22 protein-coding genes are annotated in these 26,571 nt (G+C 41.7%); 4 read left to right on the forward strand and 18 right to left on the reverse strand.

Going from position 1 to position 26,571, the window contains the following annotated elements; genetic code table 11:
- Positions 1 to 12 precede the first annotated feature (12 nt).
- Positions 13 to 825 carry an enoyl-CoA hydratase/isomerase family protein gene (locus MSG37_RS04415; protein ID WP_248469366.1) on the reverse strand — a complete coding sequence of 271 codons (813 nt, stop codon included), beginning with the start codon at positions 823 to 825 and terminating at the stop codon, positions 13 to 15.
- A 199-nt stretch (positions 826 to 1,024) separates the two neighbouring features.
- On the opposite strand from MSG37_RS04415, the gene MSG37_RS04420 reads away from it, so the two are divergent.
- Positions 1,025 to 1,978 (forward strand): LysR family transcriptional regulator, encoded by a 954-nt coding sequence (locus tag MSG37_RS04420; RefSeq protein ID WP_248469367.1) that lies wholly within the window; start codon positions 1,025 to 1,027, stop codon positions 1,976 to 1,978.
- 117 nt (positions 1,979 to 2,095) lie between these two features.
- On the opposite strand, the gene MSG37_RS04425 is transcribed toward MSG37_RS04420, so the two are convergent.
- Entirely contained in the window at positions 2,096 to 2,875 is a 780-nt protein-coding gene (locus MSG37_RS04425; protein WP_248469368.1) for a TSUP family transporter, read from the reverse strand.
- Between the two features lie 120 nt (positions 2,876 to 2,995).
- On the opposite strand from MSG37_RS04425, the gene MSG37_RS04430 reads away from it, so the two are divergent.
- Positions 2,996 to 3,895, forward strand: a complete 900-nt coding sequence (locus MSG37_RS04430) for a LysR substrate-binding domain-containing protein (RefSeq protein WP_248469369.1) — start codon at positions 2,996 to 2,998, stop codon at positions 3,893 to 3,895.
- A gap of 22 nt (positions 3,896 to 3,917) precedes the next feature.
- Here MSG37_RS04430 and MSG37_RS04435 read toward each other — a convergent pair whose 3' ends face one another.
- The 6 genes from MSG37_RS04435 to MSG37_RS04460 form a co-directional block, all read right to left on the reverse strand.
- Positions 3,918 to 5,891: an NERD domain-containing protein kinase family protein gene (locus tag MSG37_RS04435; RefSeq protein ID WP_248469370.1), complete on the reverse strand. Its 1,974-nt coding sequence runs from the start codon at positions 5,889 to 5,891 to the stop codon at positions 3,918 to 3,920.
- A 382-nt stretch (positions 5,892 to 6,273) separates the two neighbouring features.
- Entirely contained in the window at positions 6,274 to 6,660 is a 387-nt protein-coding gene (locus MSG37_RS04440) for a ribonuclease E inhibitor RraB (RefSeq protein ID WP_248469371.1), read from the reverse strand.
- Positions 6,661 to 6,680: 20 nt separating this feature from the next.
- Entirely contained in the window at positions 6,681 to 6,911 is a 231-nt protein-coding gene (locus MSG37_RS04445) for an RNA-binding S4 domain-containing protein (protein ID WP_248469372.1), read from the reverse strand.
- Between the two features lie 70 nt (positions 6,912 to 6,981).
- Positions 6,982 to 7,515: a GNAT family N-acetyltransferase gene (locus tag MSG37_RS04450; protein WP_248469373.1), complete on the reverse strand. Its 534-nt coding sequence runs from the start codon at positions 7,513 to 7,515 to the stop codon at positions 6,982 to 6,984.
- 34 nt (positions 7,516 to 7,549) lie between these two features.
- Positions 7,550 to 7,828 (reverse strand): peptidylprolyl isomerase, encoded by a 279-nt coding sequence (locus MSG37_RS04455; protein WP_220780756.1) that lies wholly within the window; start codon positions 7,826 to 7,828, stop codon positions 7,550 to 7,552.
- A 110-nt stretch (positions 7,829 to 7,938) separates the two neighbouring features.
- Positions 7,939 to 9,771, reverse strand: coding sequence for a DUF885 domain-containing protein (locus MSG37_RS04460; protein WP_248469374.1), 1,833 nt, complete (start codon positions 9,769 to 9,771; stop codon positions 7,939 to 7,941).
- 74 nt (positions 9,772 to 9,845) lie between these two features.
- Between MSG37_RS04460 and MSG37_RS04465 the strand changes: the two genes are divergently transcribed.
- Positions 9,846 to 10,352 (forward strand): diguanylate cyclase, encoded by a 507-nt coding sequence (locus MSG37_RS04465; RefSeq protein WP_248469375.1) that lies wholly within the window; start codon positions 9,846 to 9,848, stop codon positions 10,350 to 10,352.
- A 104-nt stretch (positions 10,353 to 10,456) separates the two neighbouring features.
- Here MSG37_RS04465 and MSG37_RS04470 read toward each other — a convergent pair whose 3' ends face one another.
- From MSG37_RS04470 to MSG37_RS04515, 10 genes are all read right to left on the reverse strand, one after another.
- On the reverse strand, positions 10,457 to 11,704 hold the full coding sequence (locus MSG37_RS04470; RefSeq protein ID WP_248469376.1) for a tetratricopeptide repeat protein: 1,248 nt from the start codon (positions 11,702 to 11,704) through the stop codon (positions 10,457 to 10,459).
- A gap of 2 nt (positions 11,705 to 11,706) precedes the next feature.
- Positions 11,707 to 12,327: an energy transducer TonB gene (locus MSG37_RS04475; protein ID WP_248469377.1), complete on the reverse strand. Its 621-nt coding sequence runs from the start codon at positions 12,325 to 12,327 to the stop codon at positions 11,707 to 11,709.
- A 1-nt stretch (position 12,328) separates the two neighbouring features.
- Positions 12,329 to 12,733 (reverse strand): biopolymer transporter ExbD, encoded by a 405-nt coding sequence (locus tag MSG37_RS04480; protein WP_248469378.1) that lies wholly within the window; start codon positions 12,731 to 12,733, stop codon positions 12,329 to 12,331.
- Positions 12,734 to 12,746: 13 nt separating this feature from the next.
- Positions 12,747 to 13,271, reverse strand: a complete 525-nt coding sequence (locus tag MSG37_RS04485) for a MotA/TolQ/ExbB proton channel family protein (protein ID WP_220780762.1) — start codon at positions 13,269 to 13,271, stop codon at positions 12,747 to 12,749.
- Positions 13,271 to 14,626 carry a MotA/TolQ/ExbB proton channel family protein gene (locus MSG37_RS04490; protein WP_248469379.1) on the reverse strand — a complete coding sequence of 452 codons (1,356 nt, stop codon included), beginning with the start codon at positions 14,624 to 14,626 and terminating at the stop codon, positions 13,271 to 13,273. Before MSG37_RS04490 ends, MSG37_RS04485 begins: the two co-directional genes overlap by 1 nt.
- Entirely contained in the window at positions 14,626 to 15,408 is a 783-nt protein-coding gene (locus MSG37_RS04495) for a DUF3450 domain-containing protein (RefSeq protein WP_248469380.1), read from the reverse strand. The genes MSG37_RS04490 and MSG37_RS04495 overlap by 1 nt, the downstream gene beginning before the upstream one ends.
- 1,214 nt (positions 15,409 to 16,622) lie before the next feature.
- Positions 16,623 to 16,871, reverse strand: coding sequence for a hypothetical protein (locus tag MSG37_RS04500; protein WP_248469381.1), 249 nt, complete (start codon positions 16,869 to 16,871; stop codon positions 16,623 to 16,625).
- 61 nt (positions 16,872 to 16,932) lie between these two features.
- The gene (locus tag MSG37_RS04505; RefSeq protein ID WP_248469382.1) at positions 16,933 to 19,827 is read right to left on the reverse strand and encodes a TonB-dependent receptor; all 2,895 of its coding nucleotides are present in this window, start codon (positions 19,825 to 19,827) and stop codon (positions 16,933 to 16,935) included.
- 687 nt (positions 19,828 to 20,514) lie between these two features.
- On the reverse strand, positions 20,515 to 21,726 hold the full coding sequence (locus MSG37_RS04510) for a porin (protein ID WP_248469383.1): 1,212 nt from the start codon (positions 21,724 to 21,726) through the stop codon (positions 20,515 to 20,517).
- Between the two features lie 234 nt (positions 21,727 to 21,960).
- Positions 21,961 to 24,390 carry a DNA polymerase II gene (locus MSG37_RS04515; RefSeq protein WP_248469384.1) on the reverse strand — a complete coding sequence of 810 codons (2,430 nt, stop codon included), beginning with the start codon at positions 24,388 to 24,390 and terminating at the stop codon, positions 21,961 to 21,963.
- A 100-nt stretch (positions 24,391 to 24,490) separates the two neighbouring features.
- Between MSG37_RS04515 and dinG the strand changes: the two genes are divergently transcribed.
- Positions 24,491 to 26,563: an ATP-dependent DNA helicase DinG gene (gene dinG / locus MSG37_RS04520; protein ID WP_248469385.1), complete on the forward strand. Its 2,073-nt coding sequence runs from the start codon at positions 24,491 to 24,493 to the stop codon at positions 26,561 to 26,563.
- The last annotated feature ends 8 nt before the right edge of the window (positions 26,564 to 26,571 follow it).

The following is a 26,571-nucleotide window of genomic DNA, read 5'->3' on the forward strand; positions in this document are numbered from 1 at the left end:
ATACTTTAAGAATTAATTGGCAAGCTCTGCTGTAGTATCAGCAAAAATTCCTTGAATGTCCTGTGCTTCTCTTTCGGTTTGGCCGCCATGTTTCAAGAACGCAGAGATAATGGCTTGTGTTTTTTGCTCTTTAGCACGCTCTAAAAAGTAACGTAACTCCAGCTCAGCACCGGCCTGTTCATCAATAATTGAGCTATTAATAATTTCTTTGTACATCACAATATCACGCACTTCTAAGCTTGCTATAACAGCCAATGTTTGCGCTAAAAAGCTTTCTAACTCAGCTTTTGCCACAAACTGAGTAATGATATTTAATGCTTCGGCTTGCGGCGCTGTAAAATCATTACCTAACAAGAGTGCTTGTAGTGCTTTGCCTTTACCAAGTCGTCTTGCAAACTGCACCGCACCTTGACCACCTGTAGGGATATTTACATGCACTTCAGGCTGAGCAAATGCTGCGTTTTCTGTACCATAAGCTAAGTCACATGCCATCACAAACTCATTACCACCGCCACGTGCAACGCCGTCAACCACTGCAACCGATAGCTGCTTCATCGCCTTTATGTTCGCAATCATGTGGTTAAATTCGATAGATGCAGCTTGGCCACCTTGAGTACCGTTTATTACGTTTAAATCTAGATGCGCTAAAAAGAATTGCTCATGCAGCGACTTAAACACCACTATTTTTGTATCACGGTTATCTTTTAGTGACAGTACAAAAGCATTGATTTCATTAATAAGGTCAATCGTTAGCACGTTTACAGGTGGGTTATTGATGCTTACGGTTGTGATGTGATTTTCAGTAGTAATTGATAACTTGTTCATGGTGTAGCCTCATTCAATTCATTTAACAATGTAAGTTCGCAGACAAAAGGAAATCTAAGTGTAGAAGAGTCTAATCCTTGATAACGCCTTAATGTCTTCGGTATGGAACTACTATAAATTTGTTATTGATGAACAAAAACCCTAAAATAAGCACATCATTGATGCCAAATATGCACCAATAGAATATAGATTAGAGATTATGGATTTTTCAACACGTTTATTATTGTTATTGGAAGTTGTCGAACTCGGCTCTTTTACCAAAGTTGCCGAACAACGAAATCTTGATAGGTCGGTAATTTCTAAGCAGATTAGCCGTTTAGAAGATGAACTAGGCGTACGTTTACTTAACCGTACAACCCGCTCATTAGCGTTAACTGCTGCCGGTGATGAAATGCTCAATCAAGCTAAAAGTCTGCGAACCTTGCTAAACGATAGTTATTTGATTGCGCAAAACTATCATTCGCAGCCTAAAGGATTGTTACGGATCAGCAGCACAAGCTTATTTGGCCGGCAATATGTGCAGCAAGCCGCTATGATATTTCAGCAGCAACATTCTGAGGCTCAAGTGGAGCTGCGCCTAGAAGACAGAATCATCGATATGATTGGCGAGCGGTTCGATATTGGTTTTAGAGTCGGTAAGCCAAAAACGTCTAATTTAATTAGCCAAAGAATTGCCCGAAATCGGATACTAATCGTGGCTTCACCCGCTTTTATCGCCAAACATGGAGCAATAACGACAATAGAGCAGTTAGAGAGCTTGCCAGCTGCCGTATACGCTGCGCCTGGTTTGTTACTCGATAAATTCGCTTATAAAGACAATAAGCAAGCAAAACAATTTAAGCTAAACGCCGCCTATAAAGTGAATGATTTAGAAATGCTGACTCAAACCGCACTTGCAGGAAATATGCTTGCGGTGGTGACAGCGCAGATGATTAGCGATGAGATTATTTCGGGGCAATTAACGCCAATAATGACCCATCTGCACTTAGAGGATTTTGGTACAATTTACGCAGTGTATCCGCACCGAAATGCGCCAATTAAAACCCGGCTATTTATTGAAACATTAAAATCGATAGTCGGTGAAGAGATCCCTAATTGGGAACAGCGTATACCGGGTTTTGACAACATGTACGCAAATCACAAACCCAATTAAAAAACCTCGCTAACTGGTTGGCATAACCAAGCAAATCAATAACGCAATAAACCTAATTGACAGCATTCGACACTTAAAACGCATTATTAATGACTTCCTTAGATTAGCACTTAACGATTACAACCAAGCGAACAGTTCATATTGACCCGATAGCAGCTTAACACTCATGGCAATCGACATCACCACCACTAAAGGCTTAATAATCTTTGTCCCTTTAGTTAGTACTAAACGAGAACCTAGTGTGGCACCGATAGCCTGCCCGATAAGCATCACACCACCCAGCATCCAAAATACCTTGCCGCCAATCGCGAAGAAAATAAGCGATGCAATATTAGTTGAGAAATTTAAAATTTTGGCGTGAGCAGTTGCTTTGGCCAAACCGTAACCCGCTAAAGAGACAAAGGCTAACGCGAAAAAGCTGCCAGTTCCTGGGCCGAAAAAACCGTCATAAAAGCCCACGGCTAAGGCCGCGGTAAATGCAAAAACAGTAGGAGTCAGGACTTGGTGCTTATCCTCTTCACTAATACTTTTAGAAAATAAAAAGTAGCCACCAATACCTAACATTAAAAATGGCAAGAACACCTCTAAAAAGGCGGTATCTATCATTTGCACCGCAATAGTACCCAAGGCAGCCCCAATAAAAGCACATGCGATACTGAGTTTCATATCAGCTAGTTTTACCATGCCTTTACGTACAAAATAAAAACTGGCGAAGAAACTACCACCACAAGCTTGTAGCTTATTAGTTGCTAACGCTACCGTTGGCGGCAACCCGGCCCACATCAACGCAGGTATGGTTAACAAACCACCGCCACCGGCAATCGCGTCAATAAAACCTGCTAACATAGCGACAAAAAATAACAGTGCGATAATCTCGAAAGTAAGGTCAAAAGTCATGATGGATTAATAATTGATTCTAATGGCGCTATTAAACGTGGTTTGCAGATAAAACTCAAAGGAGTTATTGTTCGCCTTACGTGAAATAAACTCACACTAAAACATATCCTGGTATTACTAATGTATTCGCATCTACCGCCATTAAATGCCCTTAGAGCATTTGAAGCATCAGCAAGATTAATGAGCTTTACGCTTGCAAGTAAAGAGCTGTTTGTCACCCATGGTGCTATCAGCAAACAAGTTAAGATACTCGAGGATTTTGTTGGTTTACCGCTGTTTATTCGTCAGCATAGAAGCCTTAAGCTTACCGACGAGGGCGAACGCTACTTTATCCATGCTCAAGCGGCACTACAAACCATCAACAACGCAACAAGTGATTTAATTAGCCAGCCACTGCGCACACAAACCTTAGCGATTAACGTATTACCTAGCCTCACCATCAGTTGGTTGATCCCAAGGCTGGAAGAGTTTAAATCACGCTACCCACATCTATATGTGGATCTATCAATTGGTGACTTTGAGGTTGACTTTAATAAGGTCAATTACGATATCGCTATTCGCAGCAGTACCACTGTGCCAAAGGCTGCAAATGTAATGACTTTGATGGATGAAGATCTTTGTTTAGTTTGCTCGCCCGCATTGGCAGAAAACCTTATCCATATTACAGATATTAATCAGATGACTTTGCTACAGCACACGACTAGACCAGGGTTATGGCAGCTCTGGGCGGAAAATGTTGGACTTGAGCTCACAACTGATAAGAAATTTGGTGTTGAGCATTTCTACATGTTAAGTCAGGCAGCAGTCAGTGGTATGGGAGTTGCTCTGATCCCACGTTTTTTCATTGAAGATGAACTGCGAACTGGCAAGCTAGTGATCCCATTTGAAGCCAATACCGACGCCCAATTTACGAGTCCATATCGCTATTATTTGTTAACGCCTAAATCGAGTAACCTGCCCTTAAAAGTGCAATCTTTTATTGACTGGTTACTCGAGCTATTTAGTCCATACCGTCACTAATTAATGCAACTCTGAAAGCTTATTAGTCAGTGCTTGGTTCAGCTAAATCAAACATCTCTAAATAATTCATTCCAGCGTGAATGCTTAAGTCAAAATTGAGCACTTTATGGCAAACATCATAGAGTGCTTCGCCGAACCATTCTCGATCAAACGCTTCTAACGCGTTGATGATCCCAGCTTGGCACAAATCGCCTTTTAAGCTTTCCGGCGCCATGGCATCAATAAAGCTAGCTACTAAGCCATATAAATCACGCTCTGCTTCTCCTTCAACTTCCCACAGTGTAGGGTCGGCGTACTGACAAGCATAATGGCTGGCAGCAATATCGAGACCTATGCCGAAATTGACTAAAATTGCCTTATTTTCATTACAAATAATATTTTTCGGGCAAATCGCACCATGATAAATATCCATTTGATGCATGTATTGCAAGCCGGTAAGCAACTGTTTAAACCACATTAACGGCTGACCTAGGCGAATATTTTTCACTTCATCAATTGATTCGCCATACTCCCACGCTCTGGCTATAAACAGCTTTTCGCTTTGCGGTAACTGCCCAAACGCCAATACCTTTTCGATATTCGGGTGATAAACTTTAGCTAGTGTGCGATAAATACTGCTAAGCATCGGCCAATTAGCTTCTACTTTGCTGTAAATTGACACGCCGCACTGATATTGCCCCTGCAAATGAGTGGCACGCCAAAATTGGCTCGTTTCTTTTGCTGCGATGAATTGCTCGAGCTTGAAGTGGTGATCAATAATAGCCCCTGCACTCACCTCTATCTTTTCAGGCACGGCGTCACAAACACCGTGATCGATTAATGCAGACAAGTCGCTACGTAGCGCATCTAAATCTGTTGTCGTACCAGCAACAGCCTCACGATACCATTGGTATATACGCGGCTGATTTGTTTGCTCTGCAATCGCTAAAAAGCCCTCTGCGTACGACTTAATATCTTCACTGTTGCTAACGTTATCTTTGATATCGATAAATTCAACATCGCCCAGATCAGAGACAAATATACAGTTACTGGTCCAGCCGCCAACGGTAAAGCCGCGACGATGAATTTGTTGCAGACCAGTAACACTGCGACGTAGCACTTCAAGAAGTTGATAGGTGGTCATCTGCTTGGAATCAAGCACATTAAGCGGTACACCACGCGGCATACGAATAGGAAGGACTAGCTGCTCACCATCTTGGATCAGGGGTGCACAATAAGGAACGCCGCAACAGCCAGATAAAGATTGTAGACGCTGAAATTCACTTCTTAATTGTGATTCATGAAACTCTGACTGTTCGCTATCAGTAAATTGAGTAGGAATGAGCACTTTTAATAACCAAGGCGCAGTCCACTCACCGGGATTATATTCAGCTTGCCAAACTTCTAAGCCGCTTTGAATGAAAAGACATCTTAGCTTAGTGAAGTCTTGAATTTGGTTATTACGCTTTTCAACTATCGCCACTTGGCCAATGGTTTCAAGCACCAGCTCTTTTTGCGTGTCGGTAACTTGATGCTTTTTAGGTGCAGTAAGTCCCCACTCTGTGGTTAACGCCTCTACAATTTGCTTAGGGGTATAAATACTCAGTGAGCCTTGCTGCTTTTCAAGCTCAATCTCTTCACCTTTGCGGCCAGTAACAAACACCATGCCTTGGCACCAAGGCGCGTAAACCCCAACCGGAATTTTATGCTTGACGTTACCAGCAAGTACGCGAGCCACATAATTTGCCTTTGCTAAACTATTATCTACCTCTCGGCCATCGAGCGACCATGCATGAAGACCCGCATCTAAGCGGCCAATGTAACCTTTTACATCAACAACATATACGCCCCACTCACCGATAACCAAGGCATCAACTTCCATCGCTTGGCCAGTTTTTGTTGGTATTTCAACATTGGTGAGTAAGATATAATCTTCTGGTAATTCATCGGCCAACAAGGAAAATGCCCAACGTTCAGCATCGTTAACCGGCGTCCCAAAACTAATCATTCTTGCCATTCTTTTCTCCTTCAGTGGCAATTCATACTTATACCAATCAGTATAAACATTTAGTCGATCAGCGAGAGTTTAGCGGTTCTGAGGCGAGGCAACGAATGAAGGGATAGTAGTTCTACGTTCAAGCTCGTTAACAATGCATCAGGACCGCTAAAACTCGCCATTCTGGAGCGTTTTTGGCTGCCTACTTCTGCGTTGAATAACCTTAAAAGGGAATAACCATTATTACAGCGATTCGCCTTGAATTAGTTTGCCAAAAACGCTCTGAGTAGGTCAAATCCTTATACTGATTGGTATTATATTGGACTCTCCGTATTCTTAACTTTTAGGCACAAAAAAGCCACTAATATAAGTGGCTTATTACAAAATTGGTCAAACGATTGATTTAGTGCTTACAATCGTCGCCACACTCGTGTGCGTCGTCAGCAAAATCATCGTCGCCTTCTTGGTGTTGCATCACGCCCCAACCGTCAGTCACGCCGCCAAACTCTTGTGCAAACTCATGTAGGCTAACTTCTTGCTCAGCGATAGCGTCATATTCTGGCACCATATTTAGGCAAACAATAAGCTCCCACTTACCTGACTCATCGTTTAGAAGCAGTTCAATTTCGCCTTCTAGATCTGATTTACCGAGTTCTTCAAGGGCTGATTCAGCATCACGCTGATCTTCAAAAACTAAGAAGAAATCGACATCAAGTGCTTTTGATAGATCAATGCCTGCATCAGCCATTGCTTCAAGCATTTTACCATTGTCATCATCTGGAAATTGCATGTTAATCCTCTCTAAATCACTTATTCAGCAATAATCTTAACGCTTTCACCGTTAAAGCTAACCACTTCGCCTGCAACGACTTTCTTACGCTTGCGGGTTTCAACTTCACCATTAACGGTTACTTGGCCTTCAGAAATAACGTGCTTGGCTTCGCCACCAGCACTCATCATTCCTTGAACTTTCAACACTTTGTATAACTCGATGTATTCTTCGCCTGACTTTAATGTCAGCGTTGGAGTATCTGCACTCACTGTATTTCGCCTTTAATAACTAAATCTGACGGCATTATAGCACTCAATTTATAATGCGAGTGCATGGTTTCTAACACCTTTGTGCTGCCAATAGTCCATAAATACAATCATCAAACCATTGGTCACCAATTTTGCAGTTTTCATGCAGTAAGCCTTCACGCACGAAACCGCATTTTTCAAGCACTTTGGCTGAAGCAATATTTGGCTCCACACAATAAGCTATAAACTTATGTGGTTTATAAGCTAAACAAGCCCAGTCGACAATTGCTTGAAGGGCTTCACTAGCAAAACCTTGACCATGGGTATCAGGATGAAGCATGTAGCCAACCTGTATTTGTCCCATTTCAACGTCAGTATGCTGTAGACCGATAAAGCCAACAAAAGCTTGTGTATGAACGTCCTCAATAATAGTGAGTAACCACTCGCCTTCGTCAAACTCTTGGCTTTTTAATACACGCTCGAACTTTTGGCGTATCACAGATTCGGTTTGAGGTTTACGTACAAACTCATTGAGTTGTTCATTTGAGTGAGTATATAAAAAGTTGTTCCAATCACTGGCAACAACCGTTCTTAACCTTAATCTATCGGTATACAGTTCGAGCATGTTAATTCCTTCTTAAACAACAAGTGACGACAGATTAACCTCTGCTAGTCACTTCTAGAAGGTGGTAACCAAATTGTGTTTTAACTGGGCCTTGAACTTCATTTAAAGGCGCGCTGAACACAACTTCGTCAAACTCTTTAACCATCATACCTGGGCCAAATGAACCTAGATCGCCACCTTGTGCTGAAGATGGGCAAGATGAGTTAGCTTTTGCTACATCGCCAAAGTCTGCACCGTCAAGGATCTGCTGCTTAAGTTCTAGACACTGTGCTTCTGAATCTACTAGTAGGTGTCTTGCTGTTGCTTGTACCATGGTTTACTCCCATAAAATAATTGTTATTGCCTGTTAGACAAAATAAAACCCTGCCAGTATATACCAAATTTTGCGGTACATCCCAGCAGGGTTATTACAGATTGATTAACTTACTTTTGCTTTGCAATCCAATCGTTCACTTTTAACTCCATCACTTCCATTGGCAGTGAACCTGTAGTCAAAATTTGATCGTGATAGGCTTTCAAATCAAACTTATCACCTAACTCTTTTTCAGCTTTTGCACGAAGTGCCAAGATCTGTAGTTGCCCAACTTTATAGCTCAAGGCTTGACCAGGTATCGCCATATAACGCTCTACTTCAGCGATAATATCGGTTTCCGCCATTGGCGAGTTATCTTTCATATATTGAATAGCTTGCTCACGGCTCCAGCCTTTAGCATGCAAGCCTGTATCAACGACTAAGCGCATTGCACGTAGCATTTCATCAGACAGTTTACCAAAGTACTGATATGGATCTTCAAACAGACCCATTTCAATACCTAGATATTCAGCATACAGTGCCCAGCCTTCTTCAAACGCTGTGTAACCACCAAAGCGTTGGAACTCTGGTACACCTGTTAGCTCTTGCTTAATGGCAATCTGGAAGTGGTGCCCCGGCGCAGCTTCATGCAAAGATAACGTAGTCATGCCCCACTTTGGCTGTGCCTTTAAATTATAGGTATTGATATAGAACACACCTGGGCGTGAGCCATCAACTGCCGGAGACTGATAAGAGGCACCCGCAGCAGACTGCTCTCTAAAGCTCTCAACTGGTTTAACAATGTAGTCCGCTTTAGGCATTACGTTAAAGTACTTAGGTAGCTCGACATTAATCTTATCTTTAAGCCCCATGTAACCATCAACTAAGTCTTGACGTTCAGTAAAGAAATACTGTGGTTCAGATGACAGTGACGCGAAAAATGCGGTTAAGTCACCTTCAAAACCCACTTGAACACGTACTTTATCCATCTCTGATAAAATACGTGCGACCTCTTCTAGACCCACTTTATGAATTTCATCAACCGGCATTGTCGTCGTAGTATGGGTATTGGCTAAATGCTGATACCAAACTTTACCGTTTGGTAAGCCCCACCAACCATCTGTTGCCCTCGACGACTTAAGGTAGGTGTTTTGAAAATAATCACGAAGTCCAGTCAGCTCTGGTAGTAACTGTTCACCAATAAGCTGAGTATACTCTTGCGTCAATGCTTGCTTATCAGCTTCTGAAAATGACTCTGGCATCAAAGTGATAGGTGTATAAAATAAGCTATCGCTGACATTATCAACTAACTGTGCAGAGAGTTGTGGAATAATACGTTCAACTAGCACTCGTGGCAGCACAACTTTGCTCTCAATGCCTTCATCCATGCGCACTTGAGCGAGCTTTACCCACTCGATGAAACCTTGCAGACGCTTTTGCCAGTTACGGTAGTCTTCTACGGTTTTAAAAGGCTGCGCGCTTTCACCACTACCAAGCTGAACCATGCTAATCACGGTGCTGTAGAACTGGTTCATTGGCATAAAATGATTAGGGAACGTTTCGTCCGCTAATGCCACATTACGATTATAAGTAAACATGTCGTAGCTAAGCTTCAATGCGTCAGGCAATTGTTCTCTATCTATTTTCTTTACGTCTTTTAAATATTGAGTATTCAAATTATGACGCTCAGTTAAATAGGCATGCGACAAGCCATCGCCAAACTGGTCATTGTAATCATTAACACCAACATAAGTCGCATAGATAGGCTCCAGCTTTAGCTTGTCTTTGAAAAATTTGTCTACCAAGGCCAAATACGCTTGCTCTGCAGACTGAGTTTGACTCGCTTCTACCGGCGCTTTTTGTAGTGATTTATTTGCTTGTTGTAACTGCTCACTTTCGTTATTGTCACAGCCGGTAAGACCTATGATTGCGCCAATTGACAGCGCTAGTACCGCCTTCCTCATTTTGTTATTCCTTCTATTTATTGTTCTATACTTATACAGGTATTCATAAAACCTGAGCTGTAAAGGAGCTTTCAATGATTTATTCATTTAGTAACTCAGGTTTTAGAGATCCTGAAACAGGCGTTTATAACCAAACCTATTTTATGGAGGTCTTTAATCGTGAATGGCATCGGCACATTCGCGACAATCAAAGCTTGGCGTTATTGTATCTATGCCCACACATTCATGAAACTATTTATCAACCTCAATTGTTAGAATTATTCATGAAGCAGGTACAACTTGCTTTATTACGGACAACGGATTTACTCGCTAGGCTTGATAATCAAGCATTTGCATTAGGTATTTTTGAAATAAACAATGCTGGAACGCAGGTCGTGCTTGAGCGATTAGAATCTAAAATAGCTGAATTTAATAACAACCTATTATCACAGCGCCATAGCCCAATTGAGTATGAGTTAGGTGGATGTGTATGTCGCCCTAATAAAGGGCTTTATCTAGACAATTTATTTACGACTGTAGAAAAGCACACCCAGCAATTGCAAAGCAAGCACCATTCTGTCGCCAAGGTAATTCAATTTTAAACCCATAACAAAGCTCTCGATTCGAATAGTTGTAATCGACATACAACTTGAATGAATAGCTAATAAAAAAGCCCCTAAAAAGGGGCTTTTTCTAATCACTTAGATTAAAGACTCACGTTATGAACGCGGGCTTTCTCTTTGATGTAAGCGATATAGCTTTTAGCTGAGCGTGCGGTTTTCTTATCATTAGCAGCAAGCTTGGCATATTTGTATGCTGACTTATACTGCTTTTGATTTAGATAAGAAAGTGCAAGTTCAAACTGCACTTCACCAGGACTCTTAACACCTGCATCTAAAGCCTTTCTTAACGCTGTAATAGCAGCTTTATGCTGACCATCTAGCGACAAGATACGGCCTTGTCTTAGATAAAGTTTACCTGAATTATTGATTGCAGCAGCCTTACCATATGTTGCAGCAGCTTGTTTCAGCTCCTTGGCATTATGATAAAAACCGGCAAGAGTGGTTAAGCTCTTTTCATCTTCTTTAATCAATCCAGACTTCATGTGCTTAGCAAAAATCTGCGCAGCATTATATGGCGAACCATTTTGTGCCAACAGTTGAGTCAGACGTGTAATATTACCCGCTGTCTCTAAAAAACCATTTTTGTAAGCTAAGTCATACGTTGCTAGTGACTTAGTGTAGTCTTCAGTCATCAAGTAAAACTGTGCCAATTGAACCCATAAGCGCTTGTCGTCTTGGAACAATGGAACCATGATTTCAAGTACTTTAACTGCTTCTTTATACTTCTTTTGGTTGAAGTAAGCAGTTAGCTTCATTTGGTACAAGCCTTTATCCGGCTCTTTCGCTAGCGATAAACCTTTATCAGCAACTTCTAGTACTTTGTTCCACTCTTTCTGCTCAGAGTACGCAATACCGATACGACGGTATACTTGCGGATCTTCCTTACAGGTAAACTCCATCCACTTGTAATACATTGGGATAGACTCTTTAAACTTTTTATCTCCAATTAGAAGATCAGCATAGAGTCTTAGAGTTTGAGCGTGGTCAACACCGCCTAGAATATCAGCATCCACCGCAGCCTTAAGGTACTTAGTTGCTGTACCCATTTGGCCTTTTTCCGCATAGAAGTTACCTAACATACGGGCGATATAGGCTTTATCGAAATCATTTTTAGCGTTTGCTTCTAAAAGAATCGAGATCGCTTCATCTAGATTGCCTTCAGTGTAGGCTTCAAAAGAACGTTGGACTTTCTTTGATGCACTTTGACCAACAGCTTTCGATTTACGCTTTTCAATCGGACACTTTTCTGCAGCATAGGCTACTGGTGCAACAGCTACGCTCCCACCTAAACAAAGTAATAAGGCAGCGGCTATAGAATTAACTTTAGTCATTATTATCTGCCTCCTTTATCTAATGTGAAATCAAGTTGTACCGTCATGCCAGGTTGTTTAAGGGCTTTACCGTCAACAATCTTTGGCTTGTACTTCCACTTTTTAAGTGCGCGGCGTGCTTCTTTGTTAAATAAACGTTTTGGTTCAGCTTTAATCACCTTAACGTCTTCAACACCACCAAGTTCGTTAATGGTAAAGCTAAGTTGTACCCAACCTTCTTTACCGTCACGTGCTGCAGCAATTGGATACTGAGGCTCGATTCGTACGATAGGTGTAGCATCACCGTCTCGCGTCATCATGTTGCCTAGTTTAAATCCAGTATTCGCTCCACCGGCTTCAACTCCACCCATATTAAATGACATATTGGTATCAATGTCAGATGAACTATCTGGTGGCGTAGTATCCGGCTTTGGCGGTTGCTCTGGGGGTGTAGGCGGCTTAGGCTTAACCCTTGGCTTTTTCTGCGCAGATGCGTCATCTCTGTTCATGGTAATTTCAATGACAGGTGTTTCTGTCGAGGTTTCGTGGCGGGTTGGACCGCCACCTACCAAGAAAGCCATGAAGACAAACAAAGCAAAAGTCACAGCAGCACCAATTATCAGTGATACTATTCCTCTCAGCATATTATTCGTTCCCCGCCGATACAGATATCTTATCGATACCCGCAGCTTTAACGTTATCAAGAACCTTAACCACTAAGCCATGCTTAGCTTCTTGGTCTGCTTGAATCAATACTGCAGCCTCTGGTGCTTCTGCAAGCATACGTTCAACGTTTGCAGTTACACGTTCGATATCAACTTGACGGTTTTCCATCATGATAACACCTGTGTTGCTCACACCAATAAAGATGTTTGCTGAAGGCTTCTTAGTCGCTTGTGACGCTTCAGGCTTGTTATAGTCAAGACCTGATGGCTTTACAAACGATGTTGTTACAATAAAGAAGATAAGCATGATGAACACGATGTCGAGCATCGGGGTCATATCAATCTCAGCTTCTTCTTCTACGCTTGAATGCTTTCTACGTGCCATGTTCAATCTCTCTCTAGTGGTGCGGCATGCTGTCTTTTAGCTTTGCTAAACTGATTTTCATTTTTGCATCTAGACGCGTGCTAAAAAATACGCCAGATAATGCAGCTACCATTCCCGCCATTGTCGGCATGGTTGCCATTGAAATACCAGCTGCCATCATACGAGCATTACTCGTCCCATGAACTGCCATCACATCGAATACTGAAATCATACCTGTAACGGTACCTAGTAGACCAATCATTGGACAGATAGCTACTAAAGTTTTGATAATCAGCATACGTGCTGTTAAATCTTGCTTCGCTTGGGATACCCAAGCTTCACGGATGCGGTGTGCATACCAAGAGGTAGAATCCTCTCGTGCTTCCCATGCGCTAATGATTGCTTTGTGCTGCTTTGGTGATACCCAATTTAGGTACCAGTAGCGTTCAAGCATCAATACCCACATAACAAACAATACACCAGCCACTAACCAGAGGATGTCTCCCCCGGCGGCCATGAAGCCCCTGACGGAATCCCAGATATCCATCAGGAATAACATTAGGCTTTCCTCTTCTCAGCGTGTGCAGCTACGATACCAGCACTTTGCTCTTCTAGTACCTGTACGATTGATTTACTACGTGCGATAACAACAGCGTGCATAAGCATCAATGGTAGAGCAGCAACTAGACCTTGAACTGTAGTCATAAGTGCCATAGAGATACCACCAGCCATTAGCTTAGGATCACCAGTACCGAACAACTGAATGCTTTGGAAGGTTGCAATCATACCGGTTACAGTACCTAGTAGACCCATCATAGGTGCGATAGCTGCTAGTACCTTAATGATAGAGATACGAGACTCTAGTGCTGGTGTTTCTTTCAGAATCGCTTCATCAAGTTTCAGCTCTAGGGTTTCAACATCAACATCTTTATTGTCTTGGTACGCTTTAAGTACGCGGCCTAATGCGTTATTACCAGGGTTATCAAGATTCTTACGCTGTGCTTTAACTTTAGCTCCAACAACACCTAGAGTGATTAAACGCTCAATAGAGATTAGCGCACCTAGTGCTAGTAAAGCCATAATGATGTAACCAATAGTACCACCCGCTTCAATACGCTCTTCAATTGTTGCTTTTTGCGTAAAGATATTTAGTAGAACACCACGAGCAGGGTCAACATAAACAGGTGCTGTACCAGATGTCGCTTGCGCAAATGCCGCAGCAGATTTTACTTGGTAGCCATCAGGTTGCTGTGAAAGTTCCTGAATTAGACCAAGATCTGGATTGTAAACAACATACTTGCCATCAGCGATTAAGTTAAAAGCACCGATACGAGTAACAGTTGTGTTATTAACGCTACCGTCGATACCAGTAACTGCACCTTCGAACTTAACAACTTTTCCAGACTCAGCCATTTCAAACAGCTGCTCTTCCCAGAAACGCTCTAGTTCATCAATTTTTGGTAGTTGTTTACGTGCACCAAGGTCTGCAATGAATACATCACGACCAGGGTACTGAGCAGAAACGTTAGAACCCGCTATCTTACCAGCGAAATCACCCGCATCACCTTTAACAACACCAAACATTTCACCCAAGTCACCCTGAGCTGTTTTTAAGTCTTCTTCTAACTGACCGATTTTACGCTCGTTATCTAAGAATGCTTGGTTTAGATCTTTACCACGTTGACGTTCTGCTGCTAAAGCATTCTTTTCACGCTTTAGTAATGCAGCTTTATCGCCACGCTCGTTCTTGAACTCTTGCTCACGCTTTGCATTAGTCTTAGATGCGTTTGCTCGATCAACTTTAACTTGGTTTAGTAGTTGATCAATTGTTTTAGGTGCATCTGCAGCACTAGCAATACCGGCCGATAATGACAGGCTCGCAGCAACGATTGCTGTAGTGATAAACTTCTTCATTATTGTGCAGCCTCCGCAGCAGGAATTGGTAACGAGAATAGATCCGGCGCGCCTTGTTTACGAGCGATACGAATACCTTTAGTTAGATCACGAAGGTAGCTATCAGCTAGTGGCTCCCAGCCTTTAGTTTCATCGTTATACATCCAAGCAGACTTGCCGTCTAAGCTTTGTGCATATAGTGCAACACGGCCCAAGTTAAAGAAGTCTACAAGCACTTCTTTACCATCAAGCTGTAACTGACCACTTTTAACTGCTAATACTGAACCGTATTCACGCTCAATTGAGTATGCATCTAGAATTAGACGATATTTCTCTGCAAGCGTAACTTCAGCGCTATTAAGAAGAGTTTTAAGATTTTCTACACGCTCAACACGTGTTTCAGTGTTGAATGGAAGGTCAAGAGCAACAAACTGCTCTAGCGCGTCAACCATTTTAAACATCAATGGCACTACGCCTTGACGTAATGAATCAACGCCGTTGATATCATCTTGAATAGATTTCATTGTAGCTTCTTGGTCTGCTACCAAGCCTGCTACGTAGTCATTGTAGGATTTTAGTGATTCACGTTCATCAGCAACTGACCCGTACTCGAACAACATGTCCTGAGCCTGATCAAAATACTTATCAACTTTCTTTTGAGACGATGCTGCTTCAGTATGAATTTTACTGTCAGCGTTCTGAACGTCTGAAAGAGGATCGGCAATCACTAAGTTGCTGCCTGCTAAGGCTAGTGCGCCAATGAGCGCTGTAGCGATTTTTGTTTTATTGCTTACCTTGGACATAGTTCCCAACCAATTTGAAGTGATTAAAAAAGCTTTAACTTATCAACAACAGGGTGCATGCGCTTATTTTGCTTTAGTTCCCTATTGCGTAAGCCTGTCTTTCTATTGTGATTGTTAATTATTATCTTCCCTTTTCTACATCTTCGAGGATGTAGACCCGCTGGCATCATTTCACAAAATGTTGACCTGTGTCAACATTCGAAAACGCCTAAAACTGTCAGAAAACGAGCTTAAAGAGTAAAAAACAGACAAGATGTTTTTTTTTAGAGGAATTGATGAATAAAATTTGTTACACAACATACTTACTTGACTACAAATTACCGCAAGCTGCTGTAAGTAAAAGATATAACCTAAAAAGCAAATGCCAGCCAAACCAACAAAAGCATAACAAGATTAAAAACATTTTCTATTCGATTGAAATTATCTCAATGAATGTATCACTAATAGGCTCTTCTTCACTGAGCAAAAAAATGAAACGCTACGCGCAACAGAAAATCTGACTAAACGATTACTCTCTTTTTCTCATTTAGAGGGGGATTCTAAACCCAATATAAGTAGGCAGTCGTGATATCACGTTACTCAAAAATTATCACTAATACGATAGCCCCATCGACAGGTAAAGTTTGCATACTTAAAGGAATTATCAAATAGGGGCTAACCTCTATTAATTACTTTTCCATTAAGAAAAATACGAAACCCTGTATTATGACTATTGCAATACATGTGGACATTAAAACAAAACTTTAGGGGAAATACGATAAGTTGTCAGCCTAAAAGAAACTCAATATATATAAATTACTTTTTATTTTTTGGCTGATGTACAGCCTTTTCCTTCGCCTGCTCATCAGTGCTACACACGTTTTACTTCTTGTGAGGATCGCTCTGAGCCATCATTTATTCCTAATGACCATTATTAACAACTTCTGATGCTGTTGTCGGTTTATAAGCCCTAAACGAGAGATTAAGTACCTTCTAGAGTATTTTTACCGATTAATGCGAACGTCAATTTTAAAATCGAAAGTTTAAACAACAGCTAATATCATCCGGAACACACGATCAATTCGACAATACGTTCACATATTCATACAAAGCGTTATTGATTGAAGTAGGTGATTTAATTTCGGAGCCAAAAAGCCCAAGTAACCTTGGGGCTTTAGCAGCTACAATCCAAAATTGACTCTATATTCAGCTTATGGTTCGAAATAAAACCACACTTAATTACCTGTGGTATAGCCCGTTTTTTGTTTACGGCTCAAGGACGTATAGGCTTCTTTTTTATCCTTTTCCATTTGTTCCGTGGTCCTACATACTTTAGTTTTTCTATTCGAGCCTGTGCGTGACATCATTTCGCAATGAACACCAGCAATTACAACTTCCCCATCGTCCGTCTGGTTTTTAAACATATCCTGTGAGGACTCACAACCGACAAATAAAAACAACGATAAAATCAATAATTTTCTCATACCTATCTCCTTGACAAAAATAAAAAAAGGGCGCTAAGCGCCCTTTGAATATAAATTTATCTTAGAATCTAATACCTGCTCTAACATAGATGGTTCTACCGATCACATCATATGTTGAAACATCTGTATTAGCCCCAAATGCTGAATACACAAATGGTGGCGCTTCATCAAAGACATTATCTACACCCGCTGTAAGCGTTAGATGGTCGTTGAATGCATAGTTAGTTTGGAAATCTACAACAACATTTGAATCAACATCTCTTTCAAATGGGTCTGTCCACCAACCAGCTTCTGTCTCTGTTACACCGCTAATATAACGAGTAATTAGTGACGTATTAAAGTCAGAAATAGACCAATTAACCGTAAAGTTAGTCTTCCATTCAGCGAACATACCATCATGGTTTCCTTCGAAACGGCCAACATGGTCAATAACTGAACCATCGGCTAGATACTTGTCATACTGCAGTAAATAAGTACCGTCAATACCGAAGCCCCAATCACCAATTCCAGACTCTAGAGTGTAGCGGAAATCAAAATCAACACCCGCAGTATCGATTCCACCCACGTTGACGGTATAGTTATCAACTGTAATGATACCACCAGCTGCAGCGCTGTCAGCACCAAAACGAGTAATCGTTTCACAGTATTCGTTAGAATTGAAACAACCATCTAGACGAGTTTGTGTACCAACTGTAGAAATGGCGTTATCTAGCTCAATTTTCCAGTAATCCACACTCATTGAGAAGTTTTCAATAAACTCAGGATTAAATACTAAACCAACAGTTAATACATCTGCAGTTTCTGGTGTTAATGTAACCGCTCCATTCCAGTTTTCAGAACCACCACCATTGGTTGGGATCTGCTCAACACCACCAGAATCATATCCATCTACAGGTACACCGGTACCGGTACAGTTAGCCCAGTTCGGAGAGGCTTTAATCGCTGCATATTCTGCATCAGTATAGAAGTTGCCATCACATGGATCGATTGCTTCAGGGAATCCAACAGATGCACCACCAAATAAATCAGATGTTGTTGGTGCTCGGAATGCTTCAGATAACGTAGCACGAACCATTAACGACTCAACTGGCATCCACTTGATACCTAGCTTACCACTCGTGTTATCGCCAAAGGTGTCATAATCTGAATAGCGCATTGCCGCTTCAAAATCTAACATGTGAGCGAAAGGCATATCAGACAGGATAGGTACAATTAATTCACCAAAGAACTCTTGAACTTGATACCCACCACTAGTACCTACCGCAGAGCCTGCTGTAGTAATACCTTGAAGAATAAGTGAGTCTGGAGTATAAGAACCTGATTCTGTGCGCTGTTCCCAACCTGCTGCGAACCCAACAGAGCCCGCTGGTAAGTCGAACAAGTCACCAGAAACAATGGCAGACAATACTTCTTGCTTATTTTGACCTGTTTCAGTTGTATTATAGTCACCAGAGATATACTGAAGCATCTCTTGTGAAACTTGATCATCAGATCCTGGTGTACCGAAGATATTTAACGGTACACAACCTGCGATAACGCCACCATCAGCATCTAAACAAACAAGTTGGTCTCCAGCAGCATCAACGATAGCATCGCCATTGCCATCAACCATAAGGTTGCCATTTGAATCTAACCAGCCTGTAGGGCCTACCGCTTCAGCAACACGATCTAGGTTAAAGTAACCTTGAGCTTTTTCTACAGAGTCACTTTGACCCCATACGTATGAAACTTCCCAATCCCAACCATTCGTGAATACACCATTAAAACCTACAGCGGTACGGAAAGTCTTATAATCACGCTCGTTAGCACGGCCACCAGTTTCTAACATACGGCGACGCCAATCATCAATTTGATAAGCATTACCATTTGCATCCTTAGGACCCATTTTTTGGTTGTAATAGTTATTCGGAGAATAAGGCGCCGGTGAGCCGAAGAATACCAATGGGGCTAGCGGCTCAGGTGCAATCAATCTGTTACCTGTTGTTTGCACATAGTTAGCTTCAGCAAAAGAGTTAACTTCGCCCAAGAAACCAAACTCACCTAAAGTATAATTTGAAAATACCGAAGCATATCGACGCTTACTTGGCGTTTGTAGGTAGTTCACTGGGTTGTAGTTATATGAATCTGTAGCACCGTCATAAGGTCTCCAGTCTCCATACTCAGGTCCACGAGTTACACGACCATCAGCTGTGTTAGCATTTACCCATGGTGGCGCAGAAGAACCGCCTTGTTGTGTCGTTCCATCTTCGTATGCACGTAGTTCATACTCCGAAAATGAACGGTCTCCCATAAATACATCACCTTGGTCACTATAACCAAGTGCCACAACGACATTTCCTCGCTCACTTTCTGCGCCAAAAGTAACATCTACGCCTTTAGTTTTGGCATCACCTTTGTCACTTCCACCGTAGTTAAGCTTAACTTCGAACCCTTCAAAGTCATTCTTGGTAATAATGTTAACAACACCGGCAATCGCATCAGAGCCGTAAGTTGCAGATGCACCATCTTTAAGGATCTCAACACGTTTAACAATTGCTGTTGGAATGGTATTTAAATCGACTGAAGAGTTAGCTCCCCCACCACCAGCTACAACACGGCGACCGTTGATAAGTACCAATGTACGCTCAGAACCAATACCACGAAGTGAAAAACGAGTACTTGAATCACCACCGTTGTTGGTCTGTGTGTTTACAGCAGCACCTGCCGATGAAGTCAGGTTTTGCAGTAAGTCACCGACATTATTAACGCTCATTTTTTCAATAGCCGCGGCATCGATTAACGTAACAGGGTTTGCACCTTCCATGTCAGTTCTTTTGATACGTGAACCAGTAACTTCAATACGTTCAACGCCGTCTTCATCGGCTGCTATAACAGCCGGAACGGTGAATGCTGCAGTCATTGCACCGCTAACGAGCGCTAAACGCACCGAATTAGCGAGTAAATTATTCTTATACATTGTAAATCTCCCTGGACTTCTTTTATTTTTTTAGCTTTTATCAATCCACGCATCACGTGTTAATGAAATGATAAAACGCAAACAAATAAAAACACAGTTGCAACAACTTTACAACAATTGAATCAATTAAAAATTCAAGCGATACAGGCTGGCTGCAGTTAACTAACTAACGTCTTAGGTTAATGTGATGGAAACTAGAAGTTATAAAGACTATGCCTATTAACTCTCATTGAAAGATAAGAAAAATAAGCAACTAATTAAAAATGGAAAACTCGAGAAGAGCTAAGGTGCTGATAGTAAATAAGTACTAGTTTAGGGTTTTGCGTGGATAACAACCTCTACCGTGAAAAGGACTGGTCTCAGCAAGGCCCCACAAAAAAAGAAATGAAACGTTAATCGTTAGACTTTAATTTTTAAATTTACAGTCGAAAAACAACTCAAGCCCGTAAATATTTATTTACACTGATAAGTGATACAAGTTTTGTAATCAATCTAGCTTTAAATAAAATAGAGGCCAACTTATAGCGCTTTGATTACAAGACTATTTACTTCCTTTATACAAATACTATAGATACACTTTCTTTCTAACCGATTAGGCAACAAGCACAAAAAAACCGAGTCCTTAAAAGAACTCGGTTTTTTTAGAAACCATTAACTAATTAGTTAAGGGTTCATATTCAGGCTGTCTTATAAAGTGTAGCGGATACCGATTGCGATACCGTCATCTTCAGACTTTGCCATTGCTTCTTCATTAGCACCAGAGAAATCGCTGAAATCTTTACGACCTTCTAGATAAAGAACTGTGTTTGAATCCCAAACATAGTGCACACCAGCTACAGCGAACTGACGCTTAAATACGCTATCGTAAGCGGCTTCGTATTCATCACCCGCTTCTAGAATGTTGTAAGAAACGAAAGTACGGATACCATTATCAAACTTGTAAGAAGCAATAGATTCTAGGCCCCAAGCTTCTGGCATCATACGACCTAGGTTGTCAGTATCGTGGAACTCTTGCTTGTTCACGTTAAATGCAGCGTATACACCTTCTGCATCCCAGTTCCCCCAAGTCGCACCAACACCATAGATAGAGTCAGTTTCAGTTAGACGCTTACCAGCTGAAGTTGTTGCTTCAAACTCGCCAAAGTTGAAACCAGCAGTAAGTGTTAGCATGTCAGTAACGTTGTATGTTGCAGCACCGCCATATGTGTAGTTGTATTCAACTGTCGTTACAGAGTTTTGTACGTTTACACCTGCAGCTTTAACATTCATAAAGCTAGCAGTTGGTAGGATTGGGCTTGAAGCACCAGGAACTTCATCAACTTCGAACTCATCTTGCTTTAATTGGGCTTGTAGTGCGAAGCTAAAATCACCGAAAGCATTACGGTATTGAACAGTCTTATCACCGCGACCAGTACCGTTTACAGCACCGTCAGCTTTGTTGTAAGTGTAAGTACCAGAAGCATTACCATCCCATACAAAACCGTAGTTAGTGTTGTAAACTACGTCGTACCATGCACCCCATTGCTTACCAATAGTGATAGAACCATAAGTGTCATGAGCTAGACCAACATAACCTAGGCGGTTGTTTAAGAAGTCACTGCTTTGAGATGCGAAGTTACTTTCACTGTTATAAACGATATCAGTGTTACCGAATGGGTTAATGCCCCACTCAAGTTTTGTGTAAGCTTTCCAGCCGTGAGTCATTTCACGAGTAAAACCGAAGTTGATGCGTGACGCACCATCAACAACTTCTGTAGAACCTTGAGTGTTAATCACTCGAGCATCGATAAAACCACCAATTTCAACCGCGTTTTTATCATCTTTATAGATTTCAATCGCTGATGCTGTTGGCACAAATATTACTGCGGCCAAAGCCGATGCTACTAAAGTCTTTTTCATTTAATTTGCCTAACCTTAATGTTGTTCAGTCTGCTTCATTCAAATCGTCATCCATTCCGTTGTTTTCTTTCTATCCTGATTACTGCGGAGATTAGCAAAAGATTATCTACCACTCAAAGACGAACATCACACTATTTGCCAGTTTTTGCACCTAATTAACTAGCAAACACAGAACACGCGAAACATTGAACCAACCATTAACATTTGGTTAGCTATAAATTAATAACAAAACCCTTAAATTAACGACATCTGTGCCGAGGTTATTTCTATGAAAGTAGTTTTCAATATAGTAAGAATAGGTTCAGCAATTGGCTCTAATTGTCTAGATAAATAGTATTCGTAGTCAATGGAGCTTAAACAGTGACCTAAAGGCTCGGCGCCTTTAATCGTGATGAGATACTCGATTCTTGCACCGCGCTTAGTATATTGCTCATCACCCGTTACCTGCGATAATCTGCGAGCAGCTTTTAAATGCGGCGCTGATTTAGCTGTATAATCTTCTAAATTTCGTCTTAACGGTTTAGTAAAAACTAATTCGTCGTCAAGCTCCCCTCTTTTAAGCTGCTCAACGATACCTTTAAGATAAGAGACCACATCTTGCTGATTGAAAAGTCGATCATATAATTCATACTGAACCCGTCTAGCTAATGGAGACCAATCGCTACGGACTTGCTCCATACCTTTAAAGATCAGTTTTGACTCGCCCTCTGGGTTACTTTTAGTGCCTACATAGCGCTTCTTAGAACCTTCTACCGACCCACGTAGTGTTGGCATAAAAAACTGCTCAAAGTGGGTTTCAAACTCCAACTCTAAAAAGCTCGTTAACGCAAACTCTTGCTCAAGCTTTTGTTGCCATAGCTGGTTAATCTTATCGGCTAAAGCCTTACCCGTTTGCTCAACCATACTCGAGTCGAAATCATTGCCTAACCAAACAAAAGTTGAATCTGTGTCGCCATAGATCACCTCAAAGCCTTCAGCTTCAACCCAAGCTCGCGTTTGTTTCATTATTTCGTGGCCGCGCATCGTAATCGAGCTTGCCAGTTTCGCATCATGAAAAACACAACCACGAGATCCCAACACACCATATAAAGAGTTCATGATGATTTTAATCGCTTGAGATAAAGGTGCATTGCGGTGAGATTTTGCGAGCTCTCGCTGCTCTGACAGCTTTCTAATCAACATAGGCAAAATAGGCTGACTACGGCTAAAGCGACCTCCTAAAAACCCGGGAACTGTCTTATCTTCGGGTAAAGCGAGTCCTTCGATGAGCCCTTTAGGATCAATCAAAAAAGTACGGATAATTGAGGGATAAAGACTTTTAAAGTCTAAAACCAGAATATGTTTATATAAGCCTGGTACTGAGTCCATCACGTAGCCACCCGGGCTTTCTATACCATCACTCGCAGGTCGACTCGGCGCGACAAAGCCTGCACGATGCAAATGCGGTAAATAGAGGTTATTAAAGGCAGCGACTGACGCGCCAACTCGACCAAGTTCTAAGCCGGTTAACTTGGCTCGCTCAAGTACAAAATCAAATAATTGCGTTTTTTCAAAAATGTCCCAAACAAGCCGACTATCAGTAATGTTGTAATGGGCTAACGCAGGTTTGTCGTTAGTAAATAAGTCATTAATTTCATCCATTCGGTTATCAACATTATGGATAGCCTTACCTTCATCGAGTAAAACCTGCGAGACATGCTCTAGCGAGTAGCGATCAAACTGATAAAAGGCCGCTTTTAACCAATCAATACCATCTAACACCACCCGCCCCGGCAAAGAGAGCGTTTCCGGCCGATATTTGTCCTCTACTTTCCAGCTCAAGGTTTGATTATTTCGACCTATGATTAAGGCTATACCATGGTGCTTAGCTCTGCGGTAAAGCAAAGCAAGGTCAAACGTAACCACCGCCCAACCTATAATGATGTCGGGGTCATACTCATCAAACCAAGCGATTAGACGATGAATTAATGCAGCTTCATTCTGTACCCATTCGATATAATCTTGCTCATTTCCTTGATCTAAGTCTTGCTCAGAAGCTTGAGCAGAGCTTTGAGTAGAGTCGCCAACCATAATCACTTTTTGATAAACAATGCCGTCATTGGTTTGCCCGTATAAACCAACGGAATAAAGTTCTCCTGCAAAACTACATTCAAAATCGAGCGATATTGCTTGCAAACGTGTGGTGGTTTCAGTCTGACGTGCTCGGCTGCCAATAAACACAGGCTTGTTATCATTAGATTGACTCTCGGCTAAGAAGTGACCATAAAACTCCACATCTAATGCAATAAAGCGCTCAATCAAAAAGCGATGTTCAGCCTTAATATCAGCTTCAAATAGCTCAATATCCAGATCTTTAGCGATACGCACTAAGGTACGCAGTTGCCTTCCATCGCCACAATATAGGGCTGTGACCGGTTCATGAGTAAAACTCTTCAGCTTTACAGCACTTGCTCGCATCCCTTTTAAGCCATCATTAGTCTCAAGTAATGGAGAGTCACTGCTCTTTATAAAGCACACATGCTCCTGGTCCGGAATTTCAACCGTCACAGGGCCCGATTCAGTTTGAATAAAGTATTGTAAAACCAAGCTGCCTTGCCGATGGATAGCATGACGAGTTAACACTCTGCCTTTAATCAGTTGTTGCCCACTCGCTGCTATTTTCATACTTAATTCTCAATTAAATTCACTAATCATCACTAAATGCTTCTTAGGCTAAGTAATCACTGTTATTATGTACAGCACTATTTATTAGCTTAGTGCATTCATGTTAACCGCAGACGTTAAAACCCAAATTCGTACCATATATAAAGGCATTTCTACTTCGCTGCCTAACTTTCGCCCGCGCCGCGAGCAAAATTATATTGTTGCGGAAATATCAAAAACGCTTGCCGGTGAATATGACAAACAACGCCGCATTATTGTGGTTGAAGCGGGTACTGGTATTGGTAAATCACTTGCTTATATTTTAGGTTCAATACCGCTTGCGTTAGCCAGCAAGAAAAAGGTCTGTATTGCTACGGCTACTGTTGCACTGCAAGAGCAATTACTGCATAAAGATCTGCCATTCTTTTTACAGCAATCAGGTCTCGACTTTACCTTTGGCTTAGTCAAAGGGCGTCAACGTTATGTTTGCCTATCTAAGCTAGAAATGATGGTAGGGCCTGACAACAGCAGCCAATTGGCCATGTGGCAAACTAAGCCAGATCAAAGCCAGGTTGATATGCTTGAAGGCTTATTAAAAGATTATCAAGCCGGTAAATGGAATGGTGAACGCGATACATTAACCAAACCCTTACCCGATCATTTATGGCAGCAAATCGCCTGCGACAAGCATAGCTGTCACCGCCAACTTGCCAGCCACCGTAACTGCCCGTTTCATAAAGCCCGAGAAGATATCGACACTTGGGATGTACTGATCGCCAACCATAGTTTGTTATTTGCTGACTTAGAACTTGGCGGCGGTGTAATTTTGCCAGATCCTGAAGATCTCTATTACGTTATTGACGAAGCGCACCATTTACCGATTGTTGCCAGAGACTTTAGCAGCGCACAGGCCACTATTCGTGGCGCCAATGATTGGTTAGAAAAGCTAACTAAAACCACCAGCAAGTTACAAAACCAAATTAAGAGCAACTATATCATCGCTCCAGCACAATCAATGTTGGATCATATTGGTGATATTGCCGGCATGCTCAATCAAGTGGCGCAATTTTGCGATGCCCAATCAGCGAAGTTTGATAACCCCGAAAATCGTTTTCGGTTTGAGCATGGCAGATTACCGTCAGCGTTAATGGTTCTAGCAGAAAACCTAGCTACAGCGTCAAATCTTGCACTTAAGCAATTTAACAAAATGCTTTCGCTACTCAACGAAGCGATTAAAGATGGCGAGATCCCCAAACATCAATCAGAAGCGCTGCTTTCAGAAACAGGCTTTATGCTGCAGCGTTTAGAGAATCTACAAAAGCTGTGGAAGATGATGGCCAAAGAGGATAGTCCCAAAGGTGCGCCAATGGCTCGCTGGATTGAACAGCTAACGGGTAAACAACCAGATTATCTATTCAACGCATCACCTATAGAAGTAGGCTTTATGCTTGAAAACCTGTTATGGGATAAAGCTGCTGGGGTCGTACTTTGTAGCGCAACCTTAAGAGCACTTAATAACTTTAATCATTTTACTCATCAAGTTGGACTGTCAATCAATGATGGTAGCCGTTATTTAGCATTAGATTCGCCATTTGATTTTGAACAAAACGCGACACTATTTTTGCCAAAAATGGACTGCGAACCAACTGACGATAAGTACACAGATGAGTTAGCAAAGCATATTGTTGCACTTGTTGAAGACGAAATGGCTAGTTTGGTGCTATTTGCCTCATACTGGCAAATGGAAAAAGTGGCAGATTTAGTTGAATCAAAAATCAAAACGGGTCTACTCATTCAAGGCTCTTTGCCAAGACAAGAGATCTTAAAGCAACATAAAGAGCGCTGTGACGCAGGCAAACCGAGTATTATTTTTGGCACAGGCAGTTTCTCTGAAGGTCTCGACCTCCCAGGTGATTACCTCACCAACCTTATTATTACGAAATTGCCGTTTGCAGTACCAACCTCACCGGTTGAGCAAGCACATTCAGAATACATTAAAATCAAAGGCGGTAACCCATTTTTACAGCTAACCATTCCAGACGCATCACGCAAATTAGTGCAAAGCTGTGGTAGATTACTCCGTAAAGAGCAGGATTACGGCCGGATATCGATTTTAGACAGACGTTTAGTGACAAAACGTTATGGGAAATCGTTGCTAGATGCCCTGCCGCCGTTTCGCCGTGTGATTGAATAGGACAAGCA

The sequence above is a fragment of the Shewanella sp. 1CM18E genome (assembly GCF_023161665.1).
Classification (GTDB): domain Bacteria; phylum Pseudomonadota; class Gammaproteobacteria; order Enterobacterales; family Shewanellaceae; genus Shewanella.